Origin of the sequence: Burkholderia sp. AU6039, from assembly GCF_002223365.1 — a bacterium.
GTDB lineage: Bacteria > Pseudomonadota > Gammaproteobacteria > Burkholderiales > Burkholderiaceae > Burkholderia.
This window is the reverse complement of sequence record NZ_NKFK01000005.1, coordinates 141,523-157,459: the sequence shown is the minus strand read 5'-3', so window position 1 is coordinate 157,459 and position 15,937 is coordinate 141,523. Positions and strand designations below refer to the sequence as shown.

General features: G+C 65.3%; 15 protein-coding genes and 1 pseudogene. 9 read left to right on the top strand and 7 right to left on the bottom strand.

Translation table 11 applies throughout. The features are described 5' to 3' along the window. Positions 1 to 213: 213 nt before the first annotated feature. The gene (locus tag CFB39_RS18450; protein ID WP_089473915.1) at positions 214 to 1,101 is read right to left on the bottom strand and encodes an NAD(P)H-binding protein; all 888 of its coding nucleotides are present in this window, start codon (positions 1,099 to 1,101) and stop codon (positions 214 to 216) included. A 492-nt stretch (positions 1,102 to 1,593) separates the two neighbouring features. Here CFB39_RS18450 and CFB39_RS18445 point away from each other — a divergent pair. Beyond that, positions 1,594 to 1,846: pseudogene (locus CFB39_RS18445) on the top strand (recombinase family protein); the annotation flags it as partial. A gap of 111 nt (positions 1,847 to 1,957) precedes the next feature. Here CFB39_RS18445 and CFB39_RS18440 read toward each other — a convergent pair. Then, entirely contained in the window at positions 1,958 to 2,371 is a 414-nt protein-coding gene (locus tag CFB39_RS18440) for a helix-turn-helix domain-containing protein (RefSeq protein WP_089473914.1), read from the bottom strand. 93 nt (positions 2,372 to 2,464) lie between these two features. Between CFB39_RS18440 and CFB39_RS18435 the strand changes: the two genes are divergently transcribed. After that, the gene (locus CFB39_RS18435; protein WP_089473913.1) at positions 2,465 to 3,418 is read left to right on the top strand and encodes an aromatic alcohol reductase; all 954 of its coding nucleotides are present in this window, start codon (positions 2,465 to 2,467) and stop codon (positions 3,416 to 3,418) included. A 512-nt stretch (positions 3,419 to 3,930) separates the two neighbouring features. Here CFB39_RS18435 and CFB39_RS18430 read toward each other — a convergent pair. Continuing rightward, the gene (locus CFB39_RS18430) at positions 3,931 to 4,848 is read right to left on the bottom strand and encodes an AraC family transcriptional regulator (protein ID WP_089473912.1); all 918 of its coding nucleotides are present in this window, start codon (positions 4,846 to 4,848) and stop codon (positions 3,931 to 3,933) included. 194 nt (positions 4,849 to 5,042) lie between these two features. Between CFB39_RS18430 and CFB39_RS18425 the strand changes: the two genes are divergently transcribed. After that, on the top strand, positions 5,043 to 5,246 hold the full coding sequence (locus tag CFB39_RS18425; RefSeq protein ID WP_179257693.1) for a hypothetical protein: 204 nt from the start codon (positions 5,043 to 5,045) through the stop codon (positions 5,244 to 5,246). Between the two features lie 21 nt (positions 5,247 to 5,267). Here CFB39_RS18425 and CFB39_RS18420 read toward each other — a convergent pair whose 3' ends face one another. Then, positions 5,268 to 6,221: a LysR family transcriptional regulator gene (locus CFB39_RS18420; RefSeq protein ID WP_046548935.1), complete on the bottom strand. Its 954-nt coding sequence runs from the start codon at positions 6,219 to 6,221 to the stop codon at positions 5,268 to 5,270. Positions 6,222 to 6,322: 101 nt separating this feature from the next. Here CFB39_RS18420 and CFB39_RS18415 point away from each other — a divergent pair, with 101 nt between their 5' ends. From CFB39_RS18415 to CFB39_RS18400, 3 genes are all read left to right on the top strand, one after another. Beyond that, on the top strand, positions 6,323 to 7,681 hold the full coding sequence (locus CFB39_RS18415) for an NAD(P)/FAD-dependent oxidoreductase (RefSeq protein ID WP_089473910.1): 1,359 nt from the start codon (positions 6,323 to 6,325) through the stop codon (positions 7,679 to 7,681). Between the two features lie 326 nt (positions 7,682 to 8,007). After that, positions 8,008 to 8,442: a phosphatase gene (locus CFB39_RS18405; RefSeq protein WP_043178987.1), complete on the top strand. Its 435-nt coding sequence runs from the start codon at positions 8,008 to 8,010 to the stop codon at positions 8,440 to 8,442. Positions 8,443 to 8,621: 179 nt separating this feature from the next. Beyond that, a complete protein-coding gene (locus CFB39_RS18400) occupies positions 8,622 to 10,241 on the top strand; it encodes a histidine-type phosphatase (protein ID WP_089475589.1) in 1,620 nt (539 codons plus the stop codon). 39 nt (positions 10,242 to 10,280) lie between these two features. Here CFB39_RS18400 and CFB39_RS18395 read toward each other — a convergent pair whose 3' ends face one another. Together CFB39_RS18395 and CFB39_RS18390 are read right to left on the bottom strand one after the other, a co-directional pair. Next, positions 10,281 to 10,940 carry an alanyl-tRNA editing protein gene (locus CFB39_RS18395; protein WP_089473908.1) on the bottom strand — a complete coding sequence of 220 codons (660 nt, stop codon included), beginning with the start codon at positions 10,938 to 10,940 and terminating at the stop codon, positions 10,281 to 10,283. Between the two features lie 36 nt (positions 10,941 to 10,976). Then, positions 10,977 to 11,996 (bottom strand): sterol desaturase family protein, encoded by a 1,020-nt coding sequence (locus tag CFB39_RS18390; RefSeq protein ID WP_089475588.1) that lies wholly within the window; start codon positions 11,994 to 11,996, stop codon positions 10,977 to 10,979. Positions 11,997 to 12,090: 94 nt separating this feature from the next. Between CFB39_RS18390 and CFB39_RS18385 the strand changes: the two genes are divergently transcribed. Further along, the gene (locus CFB39_RS18385; RefSeq protein ID WP_089473907.1) at positions 12,091 to 13,137 is read left to right on the top strand and encodes an AraC family transcriptional regulator; all 1,047 of its coding nucleotides are present in this window, start codon (positions 12,091 to 12,093) and stop codon (positions 13,135 to 13,137) included. 74 nt (positions 13,138 to 13,211) lie between these two features. Then, a complete protein-coding gene (locus CFB39_RS18380) occupies positions 13,212 to 13,517 on the top strand; it encodes a hypothetical protein (RefSeq protein WP_089475587.1) in 306 nt (101 codons plus the stop codon). A gap of 35 nt (positions 13,518 to 13,552) precedes the next feature. Here the strand turns inward: CFB39_RS18380 and CFB39_RS18375 are convergent, their stop codons facing one another. Then, positions 13,553 to 13,849: a hypothetical protein gene (locus CFB39_RS18375; RefSeq protein WP_089473906.1), complete on the bottom strand. Its 297-nt coding sequence runs from the start codon at positions 13,847 to 13,849 to the stop codon at positions 13,553 to 13,555. Between the two features lie 479 nt (positions 13,850 to 14,328). Here CFB39_RS18375 and CFB39_RS18370 point away from each other — a divergent pair, with 479 nt between their 5' ends. Continuing rightward, entirely contained in the window at positions 14,329 to 15,903 is a 1,575-nt protein-coding gene (locus CFB39_RS18370; protein WP_089473905.1) for an EAL domain-containing protein, read from the top strand. Positions 15,904 to 15,937: the final 34 nt, after the last annotated feature.

Genomic DNA, 15,937 nt, shown 5'->3' with positions numbered 1-15,937 from the left:
TTCGGACTACAGAGAACGTCGGCGATCCGCACCGGAGAGTAGCAGACGCAGTCCTGTACCTGCGACCGTGCCAGCAGCAGCGCATGACCCACATGCCGCCTGCAGACGGTTACTTCATTGCTGCGGCAACCGATCATGTGCTGTCGCCCGAGTCGTCCCGCTGGCTCACCGACACGATGCCGATAAGGTCATACACGGTGATCGCCACCACTGTTACCGCGCGTGCTGGCGCACCAGTTGCGCGAGCGCATCGGTCAGCGTCGTCGTGCCATACAGCCGTTCCGACACCCCCTCCTCGACGTCGATCTGCCCCGCGTTGTGCACATCGTAGAGATCGACGATCAACTGCGCATGGCGCTCGCTGAGGCCCGCGCGCAGCAGCGTCGCATTCCACGTCTCGCGCGGCAGCTCATGCGCGACGATGGCCCGGCCGGCCGCCGCGCCAAGCGTATCGGCGATCGCCGTCACGCTCACCCGCCGCGGCCCTTCGACGCTGACGATGCGCGGACCGTTGCCGCCTTCCGGCGCATCGAGCAGCAACCGCGCCGCGACGACGCCCACGTCGGGCGCCCAGACCGTCGGGAACACCTTGCCGACCGGATGGTGAAAGCTCGGCAGCACGCCGGTACCGAGCGCGACCGGCAGGATGCGCGTCCAGTTCTGCATATGCTCGGCCGAACGCAGCAGCGTCACGTGCGTCGGGATCGCCTTCAGCCGCTCTTCCAAGTGATGAAACAGACGCGTGATGCCCGTATTGCCGTCGCGCTCCGCACCGTAGTCCGACAGCGCGAGCAGCACCGGCGGCGGGTTGGCGGCGAGCGCGGCAGCCGCGACGTCGATCGTCCGCGTCATCGTCGCGGCCGGATCGGGGTCGGCGACCGGCACCGGGCACAGGATCTGCACGGCCCGCGCGCCGTCGATTGCCGATGCGACCGCGTTTGCGTCGGTCAGCTCGGCGATCACGACGTCGCAGCCAAGCTGCGCGAAACGTTCACGATGGCGTGCGTCGCGCAATACCGCGCGCACGGGATGGCCGGCGTTGCGTAGGGCCGTCACGGTCGACTGGCCGACGTTGCCGGATGCACCGAAGATCACGAACACGATTCGCTCCTTGGGGGAAGAAAGTGTAGTGATTGTCAGGTTGGGCGGCGGGAGCGGCGCGCAGGGAGAGATGAATACAGCAGGAAAGGATGACGGACTAGGTGGCGACTGCCACGCGAGTTGTCCGACGCATCGCCCGTCGTTTTGAGTCGTATAGTCTGCCGATCACATGCAGCAACACACCCGTAATCGATGAGCCGCTCACGTCCAAGGCATTGCGCTTCTGCAAGCCCATCAAAACGATGGGCGGCAAGGAGGCTTCCAGATGAGAACGAACGCGGCGATTGTCCAACAACCTGTTGGACAATCGCCGTGGGATCTGACGGGAGACCAGCCAAGCCCCCAAACCATTGCCATGTTTCATCGCCCCTCCCACTCAGGCCCGACCATCGATAGGAAGCCTCAGTGCTGCCCGAGCAAATGCGATACCGCGACGCACCACTGAACGATCGCGATTAACACATTGGCAGACGCCGCAATTCAGAAATAGAACTTGGCCGGAACACGATGGATGTGCGCACAACGGTCGAAGCGCTAGCAGATCGCGGAATTCGGATTCATTGCCTTGCACTTGGCGGTGTCGACCTGACGAGCGCGGCCGGCTGCGCTAACCAAGCAACAGCAGGACGAAGTGCGCCGGCAATTGAGTGGAGGGGCAAGCGTGGCAAGCCTCGCGAAACGCTACGGCACGCGCCGCCAAACGATCATGCGGGTTCGCGATTCGATCACGTCGCCCGCAATTTAGTGGTCCGGGCCTCAAATCACCTGGTCAAGCTGGACCAGACCAAGCAGACAGCATCAGATCGTCCAGAGGCGCCAATCCTTCCCTGGCCAGGGAAAATCAACAACCGGCAAGCTACGAGTTCGCGTCGCGGTGCTGGCTGTCGAAACTCCGCCTCGCTTCGCGGAAGCGGTCCGCATTCTCGACGATCCAGGTCCACAGCGGCACCATGCGAACGAGCAGGTCCATTCCCGTGTCGGATAACTCGTATTCGACTCTAGGGGACACCTCTTCGAAATCGTGACGGAGCACCAGGCCGTCACGTTCGAGTTGTCGTAACGTACGCGTCAACATCCGCTGCGTCACCCCGTGCATGCGCCTGCCGATTTCGGCGTGGCGCAGCCTGCCGTACACGCCGAGCGTGTGGATGACACCGAGCGACCAACGACTTCCGGCGTGCGCGAGCACCTCCCGCCGCAGCCCGTCATCGTCGTCTCGCAGGCCGTCGCACACGGTCTGCGAATATCGGAGAAGTTCGTCTCGATCCAACTATCTGGCTCCCAGTATCACGCATGTACCTTCTTTCATACACGTCCATGCACCGCTAGACTGCGTGCAACGCAATCCTCAGCAGGCTAGACGATGAACCAGACAGATCCTAACGCTACGTCTCAAAACATTCTCGTGCTCGGTGCCGGCGAACTCGGCCTCCCGGTGCTACGTAATCTTGCGCGTCGAGCGAAGGACGTCGCAGGCGCGAAGATCAGCGTACTGCTACGCGCGAGCGCCGTCGAGTCCAGTGCACCCGCCAAGCGGCATGATATCGCGGAGATTCGAGATTTCGGGATCGAGATCGTCGTTGGCGATTTCGTGAAGAGTTCCATCGATGAGCTCGCCGCCTTGTTCGCGCGATATGACACGGTAATCGGTTGCGCGGGCATTACAGCCGGAATCGACACGCCGATGAAGTTGGCGCGGGCTGCCTTGCAGGCACGCATCCCGCGGTACTTCCCATGGCAGTTCGGGGTCGATTTCGACGTGATCGGCCGCGGCAGTCCGCAGGACATCTTCGACGCACAGCTGGACGTGCGCGAATTTCTGCGCAGTCAGCACGAGACCGAGTGGGTCATCATCTCGACCGGCATGTTCATGAGCTACCTGTTCGAGCCGGAATTCGGTGTCGTCGACCTGCAAAACAACGCAGTCCACGCGCTGGGGAGCCTCGACACCGCCGTGACGCTGACGACGCCCGATGATATCGGTGCGCTGACCGCCGCGATCGTGTTCGCCCAGCCCCGTATCCGGAACGAGATCGTGTATCTGGCCGGCGACACCGTGACTTATGGGGACGTTGCCGACAAGCTGGAAGGGGGCCTGGGCCGGCAGTTCAGCCGTTCGGTGTGGAGCGAGCAGTATTTGCTGGATGAGCTGGCGCACGACCCGAACAACATGATGCGGAAGTATCGTGCGGCCTTTGCTCAGGGGCGGGGCGTCGCTTGGGACAAGCGTGGGACCTTCAATCAACGCCACGCCATTCCGGTCACTGACGTGGCATCGTGGATCAACTCGAACCTTACTTCGCGCCGCGGCGAGTAATCTCGAGTCCGACTATCTAGGCAGCCGGCATGAGGACAGGTTCACCGAACAGAAAACCGACGCCCGTGAGGGGGCAAACCAACTTTGCGACTCCCCTTTTCAACTCTGTCGCGGCGGCCGGTAGGTGGCGGGGCCGGGGAAATTCTTTGCGCGGAGCGTTCCAGATGCCGGTCAGTTCGGAGCGAACGGTATTGTTTTCGACCAACCGCTATCTCCAACGTTATCTCCAAGAAATTTGATGTTCCGGAGATAAGGTGGGAGATAGTCGAAGCCTTGCCAGATAAGCCTGACAAGCGAAAGAACGTACTTGTCTCCAACTCTCCAGAATTTTTTGCTTCTGGCGGCAACACGGGGAGACGCACGGCGCTCCCTCGACGTGTCCGGCCTATGCACCGTTGCCTGTTGGTATTTCTGTTGATATCTCTTGTAATTCTTAGCCGGCAATCACCGCATAGTCTAGAGAGATGAATTCTGTCGGGACACCCCGCATCCCCGGTGGGGCCATCGCACCGCTATGCCCCACACCCGCTACCTTCGCCGTCATACGCGAGCCGCAGCCCGCCCCGCGCCCCCGACCGCGCAATCTCGGTCGGCGTCGCGCCCAGCACGCGATTCATCCAGTTCGCCATGTGGCTCTGATGCGCAAACCCGGCCTCGAGCGCGATCTGGCTGATGCTGAGCCGGCCTTCGAGCAGCAACGCCTTCGCGCGCTCGACCCGGCGCCGCACGACGTACTGGTGCACCGGCATCCCGAGCGTTTCGCGGAACAGCACCTTGAAATGCGGCACGCTGATCGACACGAGCGCCGCGAGTTCGGCCAGCGTCATGCGCCGCTCCAGGTTCGCTTCGACGTAGTCGATCACGCGCGCGGCCGCCTTCGGCGCGAGCGTGCGGCGGCGCTCGCGGAATGCAGGCTGGCCGTCGACCAGCCGCGCGACGAGCGCCGTGCACAGGCTTTCCGCATAGAGCGGATCCGACGCGTCTTCCGCTTCGAGTTCGGCGGCCATCGCCCACGCGATGTGCTGCAGGCGCGGGTCACGCACCTGCAGCCGGCGGCGGATCTGCCCCTGCGACGGCTTCAGTTCGAGCTGTTCGACGGTTCGCCGCACGAAGGTGTCGCTGAGCGCGATATGGAGGATCTGGCAGTCGGCGCTGTCGGTCCACTGGCCGGGCAGGCCGGCCGGAATCACGTCGACGTCGCCATGCGCCTGGATGCGCGACACGCGCTCGCCGTCGCACACGCAATCCGCGCGAACGGGCGACCCGATATGCACGCCGATCCGGTGATGCTCGGCCGCCGGAATCCGGTAGGTGCCCGCGCGGATGGCCAGCAGCGACGCGCCGAAGCCCTGCCAGCCGAGCCCGCGGCTCGAGCGCAGGCTGACCGGGACGCCGTTGTCCGTCGGCGCCGCGAGAATCGCATCGCTCATGGCCTTCCTCCAGTGGATCGGGATGTCGAACGCGCATTGTGACGCGTTTTCGGGCGGTCTGCCGGGCCTGCCAGCGGCCCGCCCGGGTCGAGCAGAAAAAGATCATCCGTTCCTGCTCAGGGCCATCCTTGCGTGCGCGCCGGCGGGCGCCGCGCCGCTTACGATGGCCCCATCCGACACCTACGGAGACCGTCATGCCCCATCAGTGCCTCGTGCAACGCGCCGCGTTCACCGCGCGCTCGCCTTCCGCCGCCAATCGCCCCTCGTCCGGCCCCCGCAACGACCGCACCGCCTTCGCCACCGTCATCGCCTGGTGCCTGCGCATCGTCGGCTGGACCCGGCTCGAACGGCTGCTCGCATCGATCCCCGACAGCAACGACGACTTCGGGCTCGTCTGACCGGCCGGTCAACGCATCCGCCTACTTGCGCCGCCGCTCGTGCGGCGCCACCGTCGCGCCGTCGATCACCGGCGCGCCCTGCTTGATCAGGAAATCGCGGAACAGCCCCGTGACCTGCGAAATGCGCCGGTCGGCGAGCGTAACCACATACCACTCGCGCTCGATCGGGTTGCCGGGGAACGGCAGTTGCCCGAGCAGCCCGGTGCGCAGTTCGAGTGCACACGCGTGCAACGACAGGAACGCCACGCCGAGCCCCGCTTCGGCCATCTGCTTGATCGCCTCGTTGCTCGACAGTTCGGAGCCCACATGGAACCGGTAACCCGCGTTCTTGAACAGGCTCTCGACCGTCGAGCGCGTCCCCGCGCCGCGTTCGCGCACGAGCAGGTGCGCGGATTCGAGATCCTTCAGCGCGACGCGCTTGCGCTGCATCAGCGGATGGCCAGGCGCCGCGACGAACACCATCGGATGCTTCGCGAACTCGACCGCATGCGTGCGCAGTTCCTTCGGCGCGCTGCCCATCACCGCGAGATCGATTTCATGCGTGGCGAGCATGCGGATGATGTCGTCGCGATTACCCACCTTGAAATAAGTCTTCACATGCGGACGCGTCGCGGTGAATTTCACGAGCAGCGGCGGAATCAGGTACTCGGCCGTCGTGATCGCGCCGATCCGCAGCGTGCCGCCGAGATCGCCCGTCAGCGCGGCCACTTCGTCGCCGGCCTCGCTCCACAGATGCAGGATCTCGCGCGCATAGCGCGACACGATCTCGCCGGCGGCGGTCAGCTGCACGCCGCGCCCCACCCGCTGCAGCAACGCGGCACCCACCGCCTCCTCGAGCAGGCGCACCTGCAGCGACACGGCCGGCTGCGTCAGGTTCAGTTCCTCGGCCGCCCGCGACACGCTGCCGAGCCGCGCAATCATGTCCAGCGCCTTCAGCTGCCGGAACGTCGCGGTCTTTCCTATAAGTGAATACATATGAGTCGCTTATAAACATTAAATTGTTCGAGTGGGTTCGAAACTATATCGTCGGTTCTTGAGCAATGTCATCCGAATCGTCATTAAAGCGGGAGCCCTACATGGACAACACCACGCCCAACCTTGCAACGGACCGCGCCCCGCGCCTGCCGCGCATCGTGATCGTCGGCGGCGGCGCCGGCGGCCTGCACCTCGCCACGCGTCTCGGCGATACGGTCGGACGCCGCGGGCAAGCCGAAGTCGTGCTTGTCGACCGCTATCCGACGCACTTCTGGAAGCCGCTGCTGCACGAAGCCGCATCGGGCCATCGCGACCCGGCCTCGCACACGATCGAATACGCGGCGCAAGCGAAGCGCCACGGGTTCCGCTTCGTGCAGGGCGCGCTGCAACAGGTCGACCGCGCGGCACGCACGGCGACGATCGCGGCCGTGCACGACGTGGACGGCACGGAAATCCTGCCGCAGCGCGAGCTCGGCTATGACGATCTCGTGCTCGCCGTCGGCAGCGTGACGAACTTCTTCAATGTGCCGGGTGCGGCGCGCCACGCGCTGCCGCTAGAAAACCTCGACCAGGCCGAGGATTTCCGCCGGAAGTTCCTCGCGGCCTGCACGAAGGCGAATCACCTGGCCGAGCAGCAGCCCGCGCGGCGCGCGGCGCCGATCTGCATCAACGTGATCGGTGCGGGCGCGACGGGCGTCGAGCTGGCAGCGGCATTGCGCGATGCGATCCAGCAACTGACGACGTACCGCTTCAAGGCGCTGGTGTCCGCGCGCGACGTGCACATCCGGTTGATCGAAGGCGGCCCGCGCATCCTGCCGGCGCTCGACGAGCGGCTGTCCGGCAAGATGCATGCGCAGCTTCGCGCGCTGAACGTCGACGTGCTGACCGATACCCGCGTGGCGGAAGTCGGCGCGGATGCCGTGACGACCTCGACCGGCGAACGGCTCGCGAGCGACATCACGATCTGGGCGGCCGGCGTGGCGGGCCCCGCGTTCCTGCGGCAGATCGGCGACATCGCGCTCAACCGCTCGAACCAGGTGATCGTGACCGATACGCTGCAGACGCCGGACGATCCGCACGTGTATGCGTTCGGCGACTGCGCCGCCTGCCCGACGGGCGTCGCGAACGGCTTCCTGCCGCCGCGCGCGCAGGTCGCTTATCAGCAGGCCGTGTACCTGGTCAACGCGTTCGCGCGCCGCGTCGCCGGCAAGCCGGTGGACGGCTTCACGTTCCGCGATGCGGGCACCGTCGTGTCGCTCGGGCATGCGGGCGCCGTGTACCAGGCCGACATCAGCGTGCGTTCGCGCTCGCTGATCGTCGACGGGCTGGCCGCGATCGGGCTGTACAAGTTCCTGTATCGCAAGCACCTGTTCAGCGTGGTCGGCGTGAAGCGTGCGCTGTTCCAGTCGCTGAGCCACTGGCTGCAAAGCCGCAATCAGCCGTCGATCAAGCTGCACTGATCACGCCTGTTCATACGCGGGATCGGAAGACGGCATATCGGGCGTGCATCGCTCGATATGCCGTTTTTTCATATGCACATGCGCGGTGCATTCACCACGTGCGCGAATCTGGTGCATCACATCGAAGGCCGTCGATACGATGCGATGCGCGCGGAACAGACCGTGCGAAACGCATCCCGCGCCCACATTGGGTCGACGCCCCATTCATTAGTCGAATCGTATGGGTCGGCTATAAATATTAATTGGTCGCGTTTTCCGGAACGACGCTAAGGTGTGTGGCATTCCCGTCGGCGAACGGATCATCACGTCTCTGAAGAGGAATCACCGTGGTCATCGAAGCCATCGTCACCCGTCTCGACGCAGCATTCGCGCAAATCGAAGCAACACCGGATTCGCATGAATCGCGCCATCAACGCGACGCGATCATCCAGTGGCTCGACCGAGCATCGGAAGAAGGATATCGACTCGGTCTCGTCACGACGCTGCCGGCCGCACGGCTCAGCGACATGTTCGAAGGCCAGTTCGGCCGCGCGAACCTCGACCGCTTCTCGGTCGTCGTCACGGACGCCAATCAGCAGGACTCCGGATCAAACCAGCATCCCTTCGACGTCGCGCTGCAGGCACTCGGCGTGCCGCCCGAACGCGCGGTGGCGATTGCGAGCAGCGAACCGGAGCGCCGCGAAGCCGAGCATTTCGGCCTGTCGCGCTGCGTGAACATCACCGACACCGTGCGCTCGATCGCATCGGCCGGCCTGCACTGAACGCCGGCACACGGGCCGGCGGTGGCCGGCCATCCACGATCCCGCGGCAATCCGACGATTGCCCGACCGAATCCTGACATTCTACTGTCAAAGTCGCTTGCAACACTTCCGGGCTTGACCGATCACTCCCGGAGACGGGACGACGCGAACCTGCCTCGTCCCGCCCGTTGCACGCCACGATGACACGCCCGATCCGCACCGCCACCGCCCTCGCGATTACCTGCCTGCTGCTCGCTGCCTGCGGCGGGGACGACTCGACACCACCCGCGGCCTCTGCCGACAACAGCGGTTCGACGCCCGCACCGCAACCGCAGCCACAGCCCAAGCCGACACCCGCGACTTACTACCAGACGAAGACGCCGTACCGCCCGCAGCAGGACGCCGCGACGTACGAAGCGCCGCCCGCCGGCTACGCGCCCGTCTATACGGAACTCGTCGCGCGCCACGGCTCGCGTGGATTGTCAGGCTTCAAGTACGACGGCGCGATCTACGCGATGCTGGTCAAGGCCGAGGCCGACGGCGCACTGACCACGCTCGGCGCGCAGCTCAAGGCCGACACCTACGCGATGATGAAGGCCAATGCGCTGCTCGGCTATGGCGTGGCGGGCATCTCGACGCCCGGGTACGGCAATCTCACGCAAACCGGCATCCGCGAACACCAGCAACTCGCCGCGCGGCTCGCGCAGCGGCTGCCCGCCTTGTTCGCGGCCGGCAACCGGCAGGTCGTCGTCGTCAACTCGGGCCAGGATCGCGCGGTCGACAGCTCGACGTATTTCTCCGCGTCGCTCGTGGCCGCGCGGCCGGCGCTGGCCACGGCGATCACGCTGCCGGCCGCGCCGTCCGGCTATCCCGCGAACGCGCCAGTCGCGCAGCCGGCCGGCACCAACCGCTTCCTGCTGTATTTCCACGCGCTGAAGCCGGCCACCGATCTCGTGACCGACACCGGCAATCCGTACTACGCGACCTACCAGGCAAGCCAGGCATACCAGGCCTATGCGAACGACGCGACGGTGGCCGCGAAGCTCAACGCGATCAAGGCCGCGCCACAGGCGGCCGACGTCGCGCAGACGGTGCTGTCCGCGCTCGTGTCGCAGGCCTTCATCGCGAAGCTCGGCGCCGACGGCTACACGTTCGCGAACACGGGCACCTACGCATTCACGTCGGCGGACGGCAAGTTCACCAACACGCTGAAGGGCGACGGCAAGACGAAGATCGCAACGGCCGTCGATGCGGTGAACGTGCTGTACAACCTGCTGCAGGTCGCGCCCGCGATGACCGCGGAAACCGGCGGCGTCACGATGGAAAAGTACATCGGCGCGGAGCAGGCGCAGTATCTCGCGTATCTGCAGGATGCCGAGGACTACTACCAGAAGGGGCCCGGCATCCAGGAAGCGAACCCCGTCACGTACCGGATGGCGAAGGTCCTGCAGGACGATTTCTTCGGCGAAGTCGATGCGATCGCGCGCGGCGACCTGACCCGCGCCGCGAAGCTGCGCTTCACGCACGCGGAGATCGTGATTCCGTTCGCGTCGCTCATGAACCTGAAGAACGTGTTCGTGCCGACGCCGCAGGCGCAGACTTACACGTACGCGAGCAATCCGTGGCGCGGTGATCAGGTGTCACCGATGGCTGCGAACATGCAGTGGGATGTCTACCGCAACGGCTCGCGACTCATCGTGAAGATGCTGTACAACGAGCGCGAAACGGATTTCCAGGCCGCGTGCGACGGCGCGAAGATCGCGCCGGGCAGCCACTTCTATGACTACGCGGGGTTGAAGCAGTGTTACGGGTATCAGTGAGGTGACGCGGGCAGCGGATGACGCAACCCGCTCACCCCGCTACCCGCCGGCGCTCTCCGGCTCGACCAGCATCACCTCGATGCGCTCCTTGCCTTTCCCGGTATTCCTGCGCTTGAGCGTCAGCATGCCGATCTCGCCGGTCGACGCCGGATGCGTGCCGCCGCACGCCATCGTCGCGAAGCCGTCGACACGCCAGAACCGGCGTTGCGCATCGACATCGCTGAAATCGGTCACGATGCGCAGGTCGCGCTTCGACAGGTCGGCTGCAGCCGATTCGATCTCGGGAAACAGCGGCGCCACGCTCGTGTCGCTCGCGAAATCGATGCGCGCCTTGTCCGGCCCGATATGCGCGCCGATGCGCGCGATGCCGGGCCTGAGCCGATAGACCAGCTGCAGCACCATTTCAGCCGCGAAGTGCAGACGCATCAGCCGGTACCGCCGCGTCCAGTCGATGCGCCAGGTCACGCGATCGCCGACGCTCAGCGCATGATCGTGCGGCAGCGTATAGACGATGTCGAGGGCCTGCTTGTCGGCCTGGATGACCGGATAGCCGCCCAGTGACCCCGCGTCGCTTTCCTGCCCACCGGAAAACGCAAAGAAGATGGTGGCGTCCACCCGCACGCGATCGCCGTCGACGTGGCTGACGACGGTATCCAGCGTCGTCCGGTAGGGATCGTCCCAGAATACTTTCTTCGTCATTGCCCGCCGCGCCTTTCGCCGAGGAAAGCACGCAGGTTAGCCGGATCGCGTACCGGTGGCTTGTACGATCTTGCGCCCTGGCGCCGACGCATCCTCGTCGGGCATCGCACACGAGGTTGTCGCCGTCTCCTCCTCGCCCTTGCGCTCGACACTCCACGTATGGATCGGCCGATGCCCCGGCCGCTCCCATTCGGGCGGCATCCACAGGTGTTTCAGCCGCTGCAGGACGGGCCCGGGTGCGAACACGTCGCGCCACATGTCGACGAATTCGTGCAGGTTGAGCACCAGGAAGTTGGTCGAACGAATCTGCTGCGTGATCCCGTAGTCGACCGGCTCCGTTTCCTCGACATACGTGCCGAACAGTCGATCGAAGATGATCAGCACGCCGCCGTAGTTCCTGTCGATATAACGCGGATTGCGGCCATGATGCGCGCGATGGTTCGACGGCGTATCGAACACGTACTCGAACCCGCGCGGCAGCCGCCCGATCGCTTCGGTATGCACGAAGTACTGGTACGCGAGATCGACCGCGAGCAGGAACAGCACGACGGCCGGTGGGATGCCGAGCCACACCGGCGGCAGGTAGAACACGAACACGCCGACGAACGCGTTCAGCAGCGACTGCCGCATCGCCGTCGTGAAGTTCATCACTTCACCGCTGTGATGCGGCACGTGCGCGGCCCAGAACCAGCGCACGCGATGCGACGTGCGATGAAACCAGTAGTAGCAGAACTCCACGACGACGAAGATCGGCACGATCGTGAAGCCGTTCACCGGCACGTCGAACAGCCGGTGCCGGTAGACCCACGCGAAGATCGCGCCCGTGAACAGGAGCCCCATCACGGTCTCGGCCACCTGGTAGCCGGCGCCGAGCGACAGGTTCGCGGCGATCTCCTTCCAGCGAAACGGCTCGCGGCGGCCGCGCCCGGTCATCACCGCGTATTCGATCGCGAACGCGATCAGGAAGACCGGCGTCATGCCGATCAGCAGCACCTGCTTCCAGTCCACGTCGTTACCCAGGAACGCATGGAGCCACGTCGTCAACTCGGTCGGCATGTTCGCGGCCTCGATCAAGAACTGATCGGCAGTATGGTCGCGCGCGGGTCGTCCCGCGTTGACACTTGCCGACGATTACTTGACACTTTCCGCCATGCCCGCCGCCTCCCCGCTATCGACGCAGCGCGTCTACTACTCGAGCACCTACGTGCGGCTGCTGTTCGACTATCTGTCCGAGCAGGGCAAGGATGCCGCGCGCGTGCTCGGCGAGGCGCGGCCGCCCGAGGACGATCGCGGGCTCACGCTGTATGCGAGCGCTCACTGGCGGCGCCTGCTCGAATGCGCGGTGCGCGCGCTCGACGATCCGCTGCTCGGCCTGCACGTCGGCCAGCGAATCACGCCGGCCCATCTCGGTGCGCTCGGCTATGCGCTGCATGCGTGCCGCGATGCCGGCGCCGCGCTCGCGCGCTGGCAGCAATACGAACACCTGATCGCGAACGTCGCGCGCATGGAGGTGCGGGTCGAGGCGACGTCGGTCGCGATCGAATGGCACGACGCGCCTGAGCCGCTCGGCCCGCTCGTCGACGAAGTGGCGCTGACGGCCATCGTCCAGTTCGCACGCAACATCACCGGCACGCATCACGGGCCCGACGAGGTCTGCTTCGTGCATCCGTCGCCCGGCGACGAACAACCGTACATCGACTATTTCGGCTGCCCGGTGCGATTCGGCCAGCCGGTGAACCGCCTTGCGTTCCCGCTGCACCTGCTCATGCAGCCGCTGCGCCAGCCGGATGACGCGCTGCTGCAGATGATGGAACGCCAGGCGAGCGCGCTGCTTGCCGAGCTGCGGCAGACGGACGATCTCGAACAGTCGGTGCGCGAAGCCGTCGCGCGCCTGCTGACGCAGGGCGAAGCGAGCCTCGAACAGATCGCCGCGAACCTGCATGTGTCGTCGCGCACGCTGCATCGACGGCTTGCCGAACTCGGGCTCAACTTCCGGATACTGCGCGAGGACACGCGGCGGCGGCTCGCGATCGACCACCTGAACGATCCTCGGCTGACGCTCGCGGAAGTCGCCTGGTTGCTCGGCTATTCGGAACACAGCGCCTTTACGCGCGCCTTCCGGCGCTGGACCGGCGAATCGCCGCAGCAGTGGCGCAGCCGGCAACCGGCGCGGGCAGCGAACGTCGCGCGCGGCTGAGCGCGGTGCGCAAGCGTGCTACCGACGAACTCGCGTCCGCCCGCGCGGTCGAACGAGCATCGCCGGAGAATCCCATGAAACGCGTTGCCCCTGTTGCTCTCCTGACCCTGCTGGCCGCCGTCAGCTTGCCGGCCGCCGCCGGTGCGCCGTCCGGCAGCGCCGAGCCGGCGCCCGTTCAAGCGCACGCGAAAAACTGCGTGCCGTCCCGCGACGCCACGCCCGACGCCCGCTCACCGTCGAAGGCGCCGCCGATCCGCGTGTGCGTCAGCGATGCCAATACGCAACTGAACCTGCCGTGGTTCCTGACCGATGTGCTCACCGCGGTGGACACGCATCAATCGGGCGGTGATTTGCTGCGCAAGATGCGCAACGATTTCTGAAGCGCGGCCCGCGCGACGCGCCGGCACCGTATCGTTCACTCATCTCCGGACGCCTGCAGCACCTGCACGAACGTGCCGACCATGCCGGCCCATATCGCGGGATCGGCAATGCTGCACAGCAGCGCGAGCAACTCCTTTCGTTCACCTTTCGAAAGCGGGCCACGTTCACCGCTGATGGTGTTGTAGTGCGGCGTGCCGCGCGCAGCGAGCGCGCGATTGAGCGAGTAGTTGCTGGCTTTCCCGTTCACGGCAATCCGGATCCACAGCGAACCGCCATCGGCCGCGGCTGCGCCATCGGTCACGATGACCGTGGGCGCGGTATTTTCTTCCATCCCGAAGCTCCGGCGAGACGTGCGACCGTGGCGCGCGGCGACTGATCACCGGCCGTCGGCAGGTCGACGAAGACAGCATCCCGAAAGAATGTTTCTTGTCGAGACACAATGACAAAACTACACCAATAGTTGAATAACAATATTTCGTAATCTCTCATCACATCTTATACTTGCCGCGCACCATCCTCGTGCCAAGAGACGGTGTTTTTTTGTCCCGGCCGCAAGACCATGCGGCCGGGGTTTTTTCGGTGTGCTACGTCTATGTACATGTGCTGCATGTTTATACAGGCGAGCCTCCGGAACGATTGGCCGATTGCAACGGGTCTGCCGCAAATGCCCGTCGCGACCGTAGCATCGATCGCATTGCGATCCCGGCACGCACCGCGCATGGCCCGAACCCGGCATGACGCATGCGCCGGGGTGTATCGACCGGTTCGACTCGCCTCTTCATACACACAACACCCAAGGCGACCGCGGGAATGTCAGCGTTCACGCCAGGCTCGAAGGCCGTTTTCCAGCACAGCGGCGCATGGCCGCGGGTCGCCTTTTTCGCCGCCGTAATCGTTTGCGTGCTCGTGCCGGCATTCGCGATCGCGCTTGCCGACCGCTACGCGCGCGATACCGTCACCGAGCATGAACGCGTCATCGCGAACGACATCGTCGCCTCGGTGGACCGCATCCTGGACGGCGCGCGCCTGCGGCATGTGGACGAACTGACCGCGCTCGTCGGGCGGCCATGCCCGGCGGTATTCCGGACGCTCGCCGAGATAGGCACGCGCCTGCGCTATCTGCGCGCCGTCGCGCTGGTGCACGAGGGCCGTGTCATGTGCTCGTCGGCGCTGGGGGCGATCGACCTGCCGCTCGGCGCATATACCCACGAGCCGGAACCGGGCTCGACGCTCGTCACGCTGCTGCGCCAGACGCCGTTCCAGCAAGGCATCCCGGTGCTGCCCGTGTTTTACGCGACCGCACCCGGCGCGGGGGTGCTCTACCTGATCGAAGGCGACTACGTGGCCGACGCGCTCGCGCACGGCGCCCGCTACGGGACGGAAACCGCGACGCTGTCGATCGCGGGTTCGGGCCATCTCGACCAGCACGGGAAGTTCACGCCGGAGTCGGCCACGGAGCCCTTGGTTGGAAGCACGATCGTGTCACCCCGCTGGCCGTTCACGGTGCGGGTTGCCGCATCCGCGCACTATGCGTCGCAGGTCCGGCAGCACTATCGGCTGATCGCCATCACGATCGTGCTGCTGGCGGACGGCCTCGTGATGGCGGCCTACCTGCTGGCGATGGCGCCGCGCCGGCTGCTGCTGAAGGCCGTGCGCAACGCGCTCAGGCGCGACGAGCTCCATGTCGTGTACCAGCCGATCGTCGATGTCGAGACGCGCAGGACCGTCGGCGTCGAGGCGCTGCTGCGCTGGCAGCACCCCAAGTGGGGGGCCATCAGCCCGGCCGTGTTCATCCCGCAGGTCGAATCGAGCGCGGTGCTGCCGAAAGTGACCGAATTCGTGCTGCGGACAGCCGTGTCGGAACTATCCGCGCTGACGCCGTGCGCGCCGCTGCGCATCGCCGTCAACATCGCGCCGAAGGATCTCGAGCGCACGCGGTTCGTGTCCGTCGTCGAGGAGGCGATCCGCGCGCTGCCGCCCGGCTTTACGCTGGTGCTCGAAGTCACCGAGCGCATCCTGCTCGAGAAGAATGCGCGGACCACCGCGATGTTCCATGCGCTGCGAGCGAAAGGCGCGAAGTTCGCGATCGACGATTTCGGCACGCATCACAGCAATCTCGACTTGCTGTCACGCTTTCCGTTCGACTACGTGAAGATCGATCGCCAGTTCGTCTCGCAACTGAACGGCGGCAGTGCCGGGTTGATCGAAGGGATCGCGTCCGTGGCGCATCACTACGACCTGAAGATCATCGCGGAAGGCGTGGAAACGGAAGCGCAGCATCGCGCGCTGCATACGGTCGGGATTCAGTATGCGCAGGGGTATCTGTATCAGCGGCCGCAGCGGCTGGAGCATTTGAAGCAGGATTTTGCGTGGGTGGCGGTGTAGCGGCGTGGCCGCCGGCACGATCCCGCATGACTGA

Coding starts and splice junctions, on each gene's coding strand:
- CFB39_RS18435 (WP_089473913.1), top strand. CDS start 2,465: ATGAACCAGACAGATCCTAACGCTACGTCTCAAAACATTCTCGTGCTC.
- CFB39_RS18430 (WP_089473912.1), bottom strand. CDS start 4,848: ATGAGCGATGCGATTCTCGCGGCGCCGACGGACAACGGCGTCCCGGTC.
- CFB39_RS18425 (WP_179257693.1), top strand. CDS start 5,043: ATGCCCCATCAGTGCCTCGTGCAACGCGCCGCGTTCACCGCGCGCTCG.
- CFB39_RS18420 (WP_046548935.1), bottom strand. CDS start 6,221: ATGTATTCACTTATAGGAAAGACCGCGACGTTCCGGCAGCTGAAGGCG.
- CFB39_RS18415 (WP_089473910.1), top strand. CDS start 6,323: ATGGACAACACCACGCCCAACCTTGCAACGGACCGCGCCCCGCGCCTG.
- CFB39_RS18400 (WP_089475589.1), top strand. CDS start 8,622: ATGACACGCCCGATCCGCACCGCCACCGCCCTCGCGATTACCTGCCTG.
- CFB39_RS18395 (WP_089473908.1), bottom strand. CDS start 10,940: ATGACGAAGAAAGTATTCTGGGACGATCCCTACCGGACGACGCTGGAT.
- CFB39_RS18390 (WP_089475588.1), bottom strand. CDS start 11,996: ATGCCGACCGAGTTGACGACGTGGCTCCATGCGTTCCTGGGTAACGAC.
- CFB39_RS18385 (WP_089473907.1), top strand. CDS start 12,091: ATGCCCGCCGCCTCCCCGCTATCGACGCAGCGCGTCTACTACTCGAGC.
- CFB39_RS18380 (WP_089475587.1), top strand. CDS start 13,212: ATGAAACGCGTTGCCCCTGTTGCTCTCCTGACCCTGCTGGCCGCCGTC.
- CFB39_RS18375 (WP_089473906.1), bottom strand. CDS start 13,849: ATGGAAGAAAATACCGCGCCCACGGTCATCGTGACCGATGGCGCAGCC.
- CFB39_RS18370 (WP_089473905.1), top strand. CDS start 14,329: ATGTCAGCGTTCACGCCAGGCTCGAAGGCCGTTTTCCAGCACAGCGGC.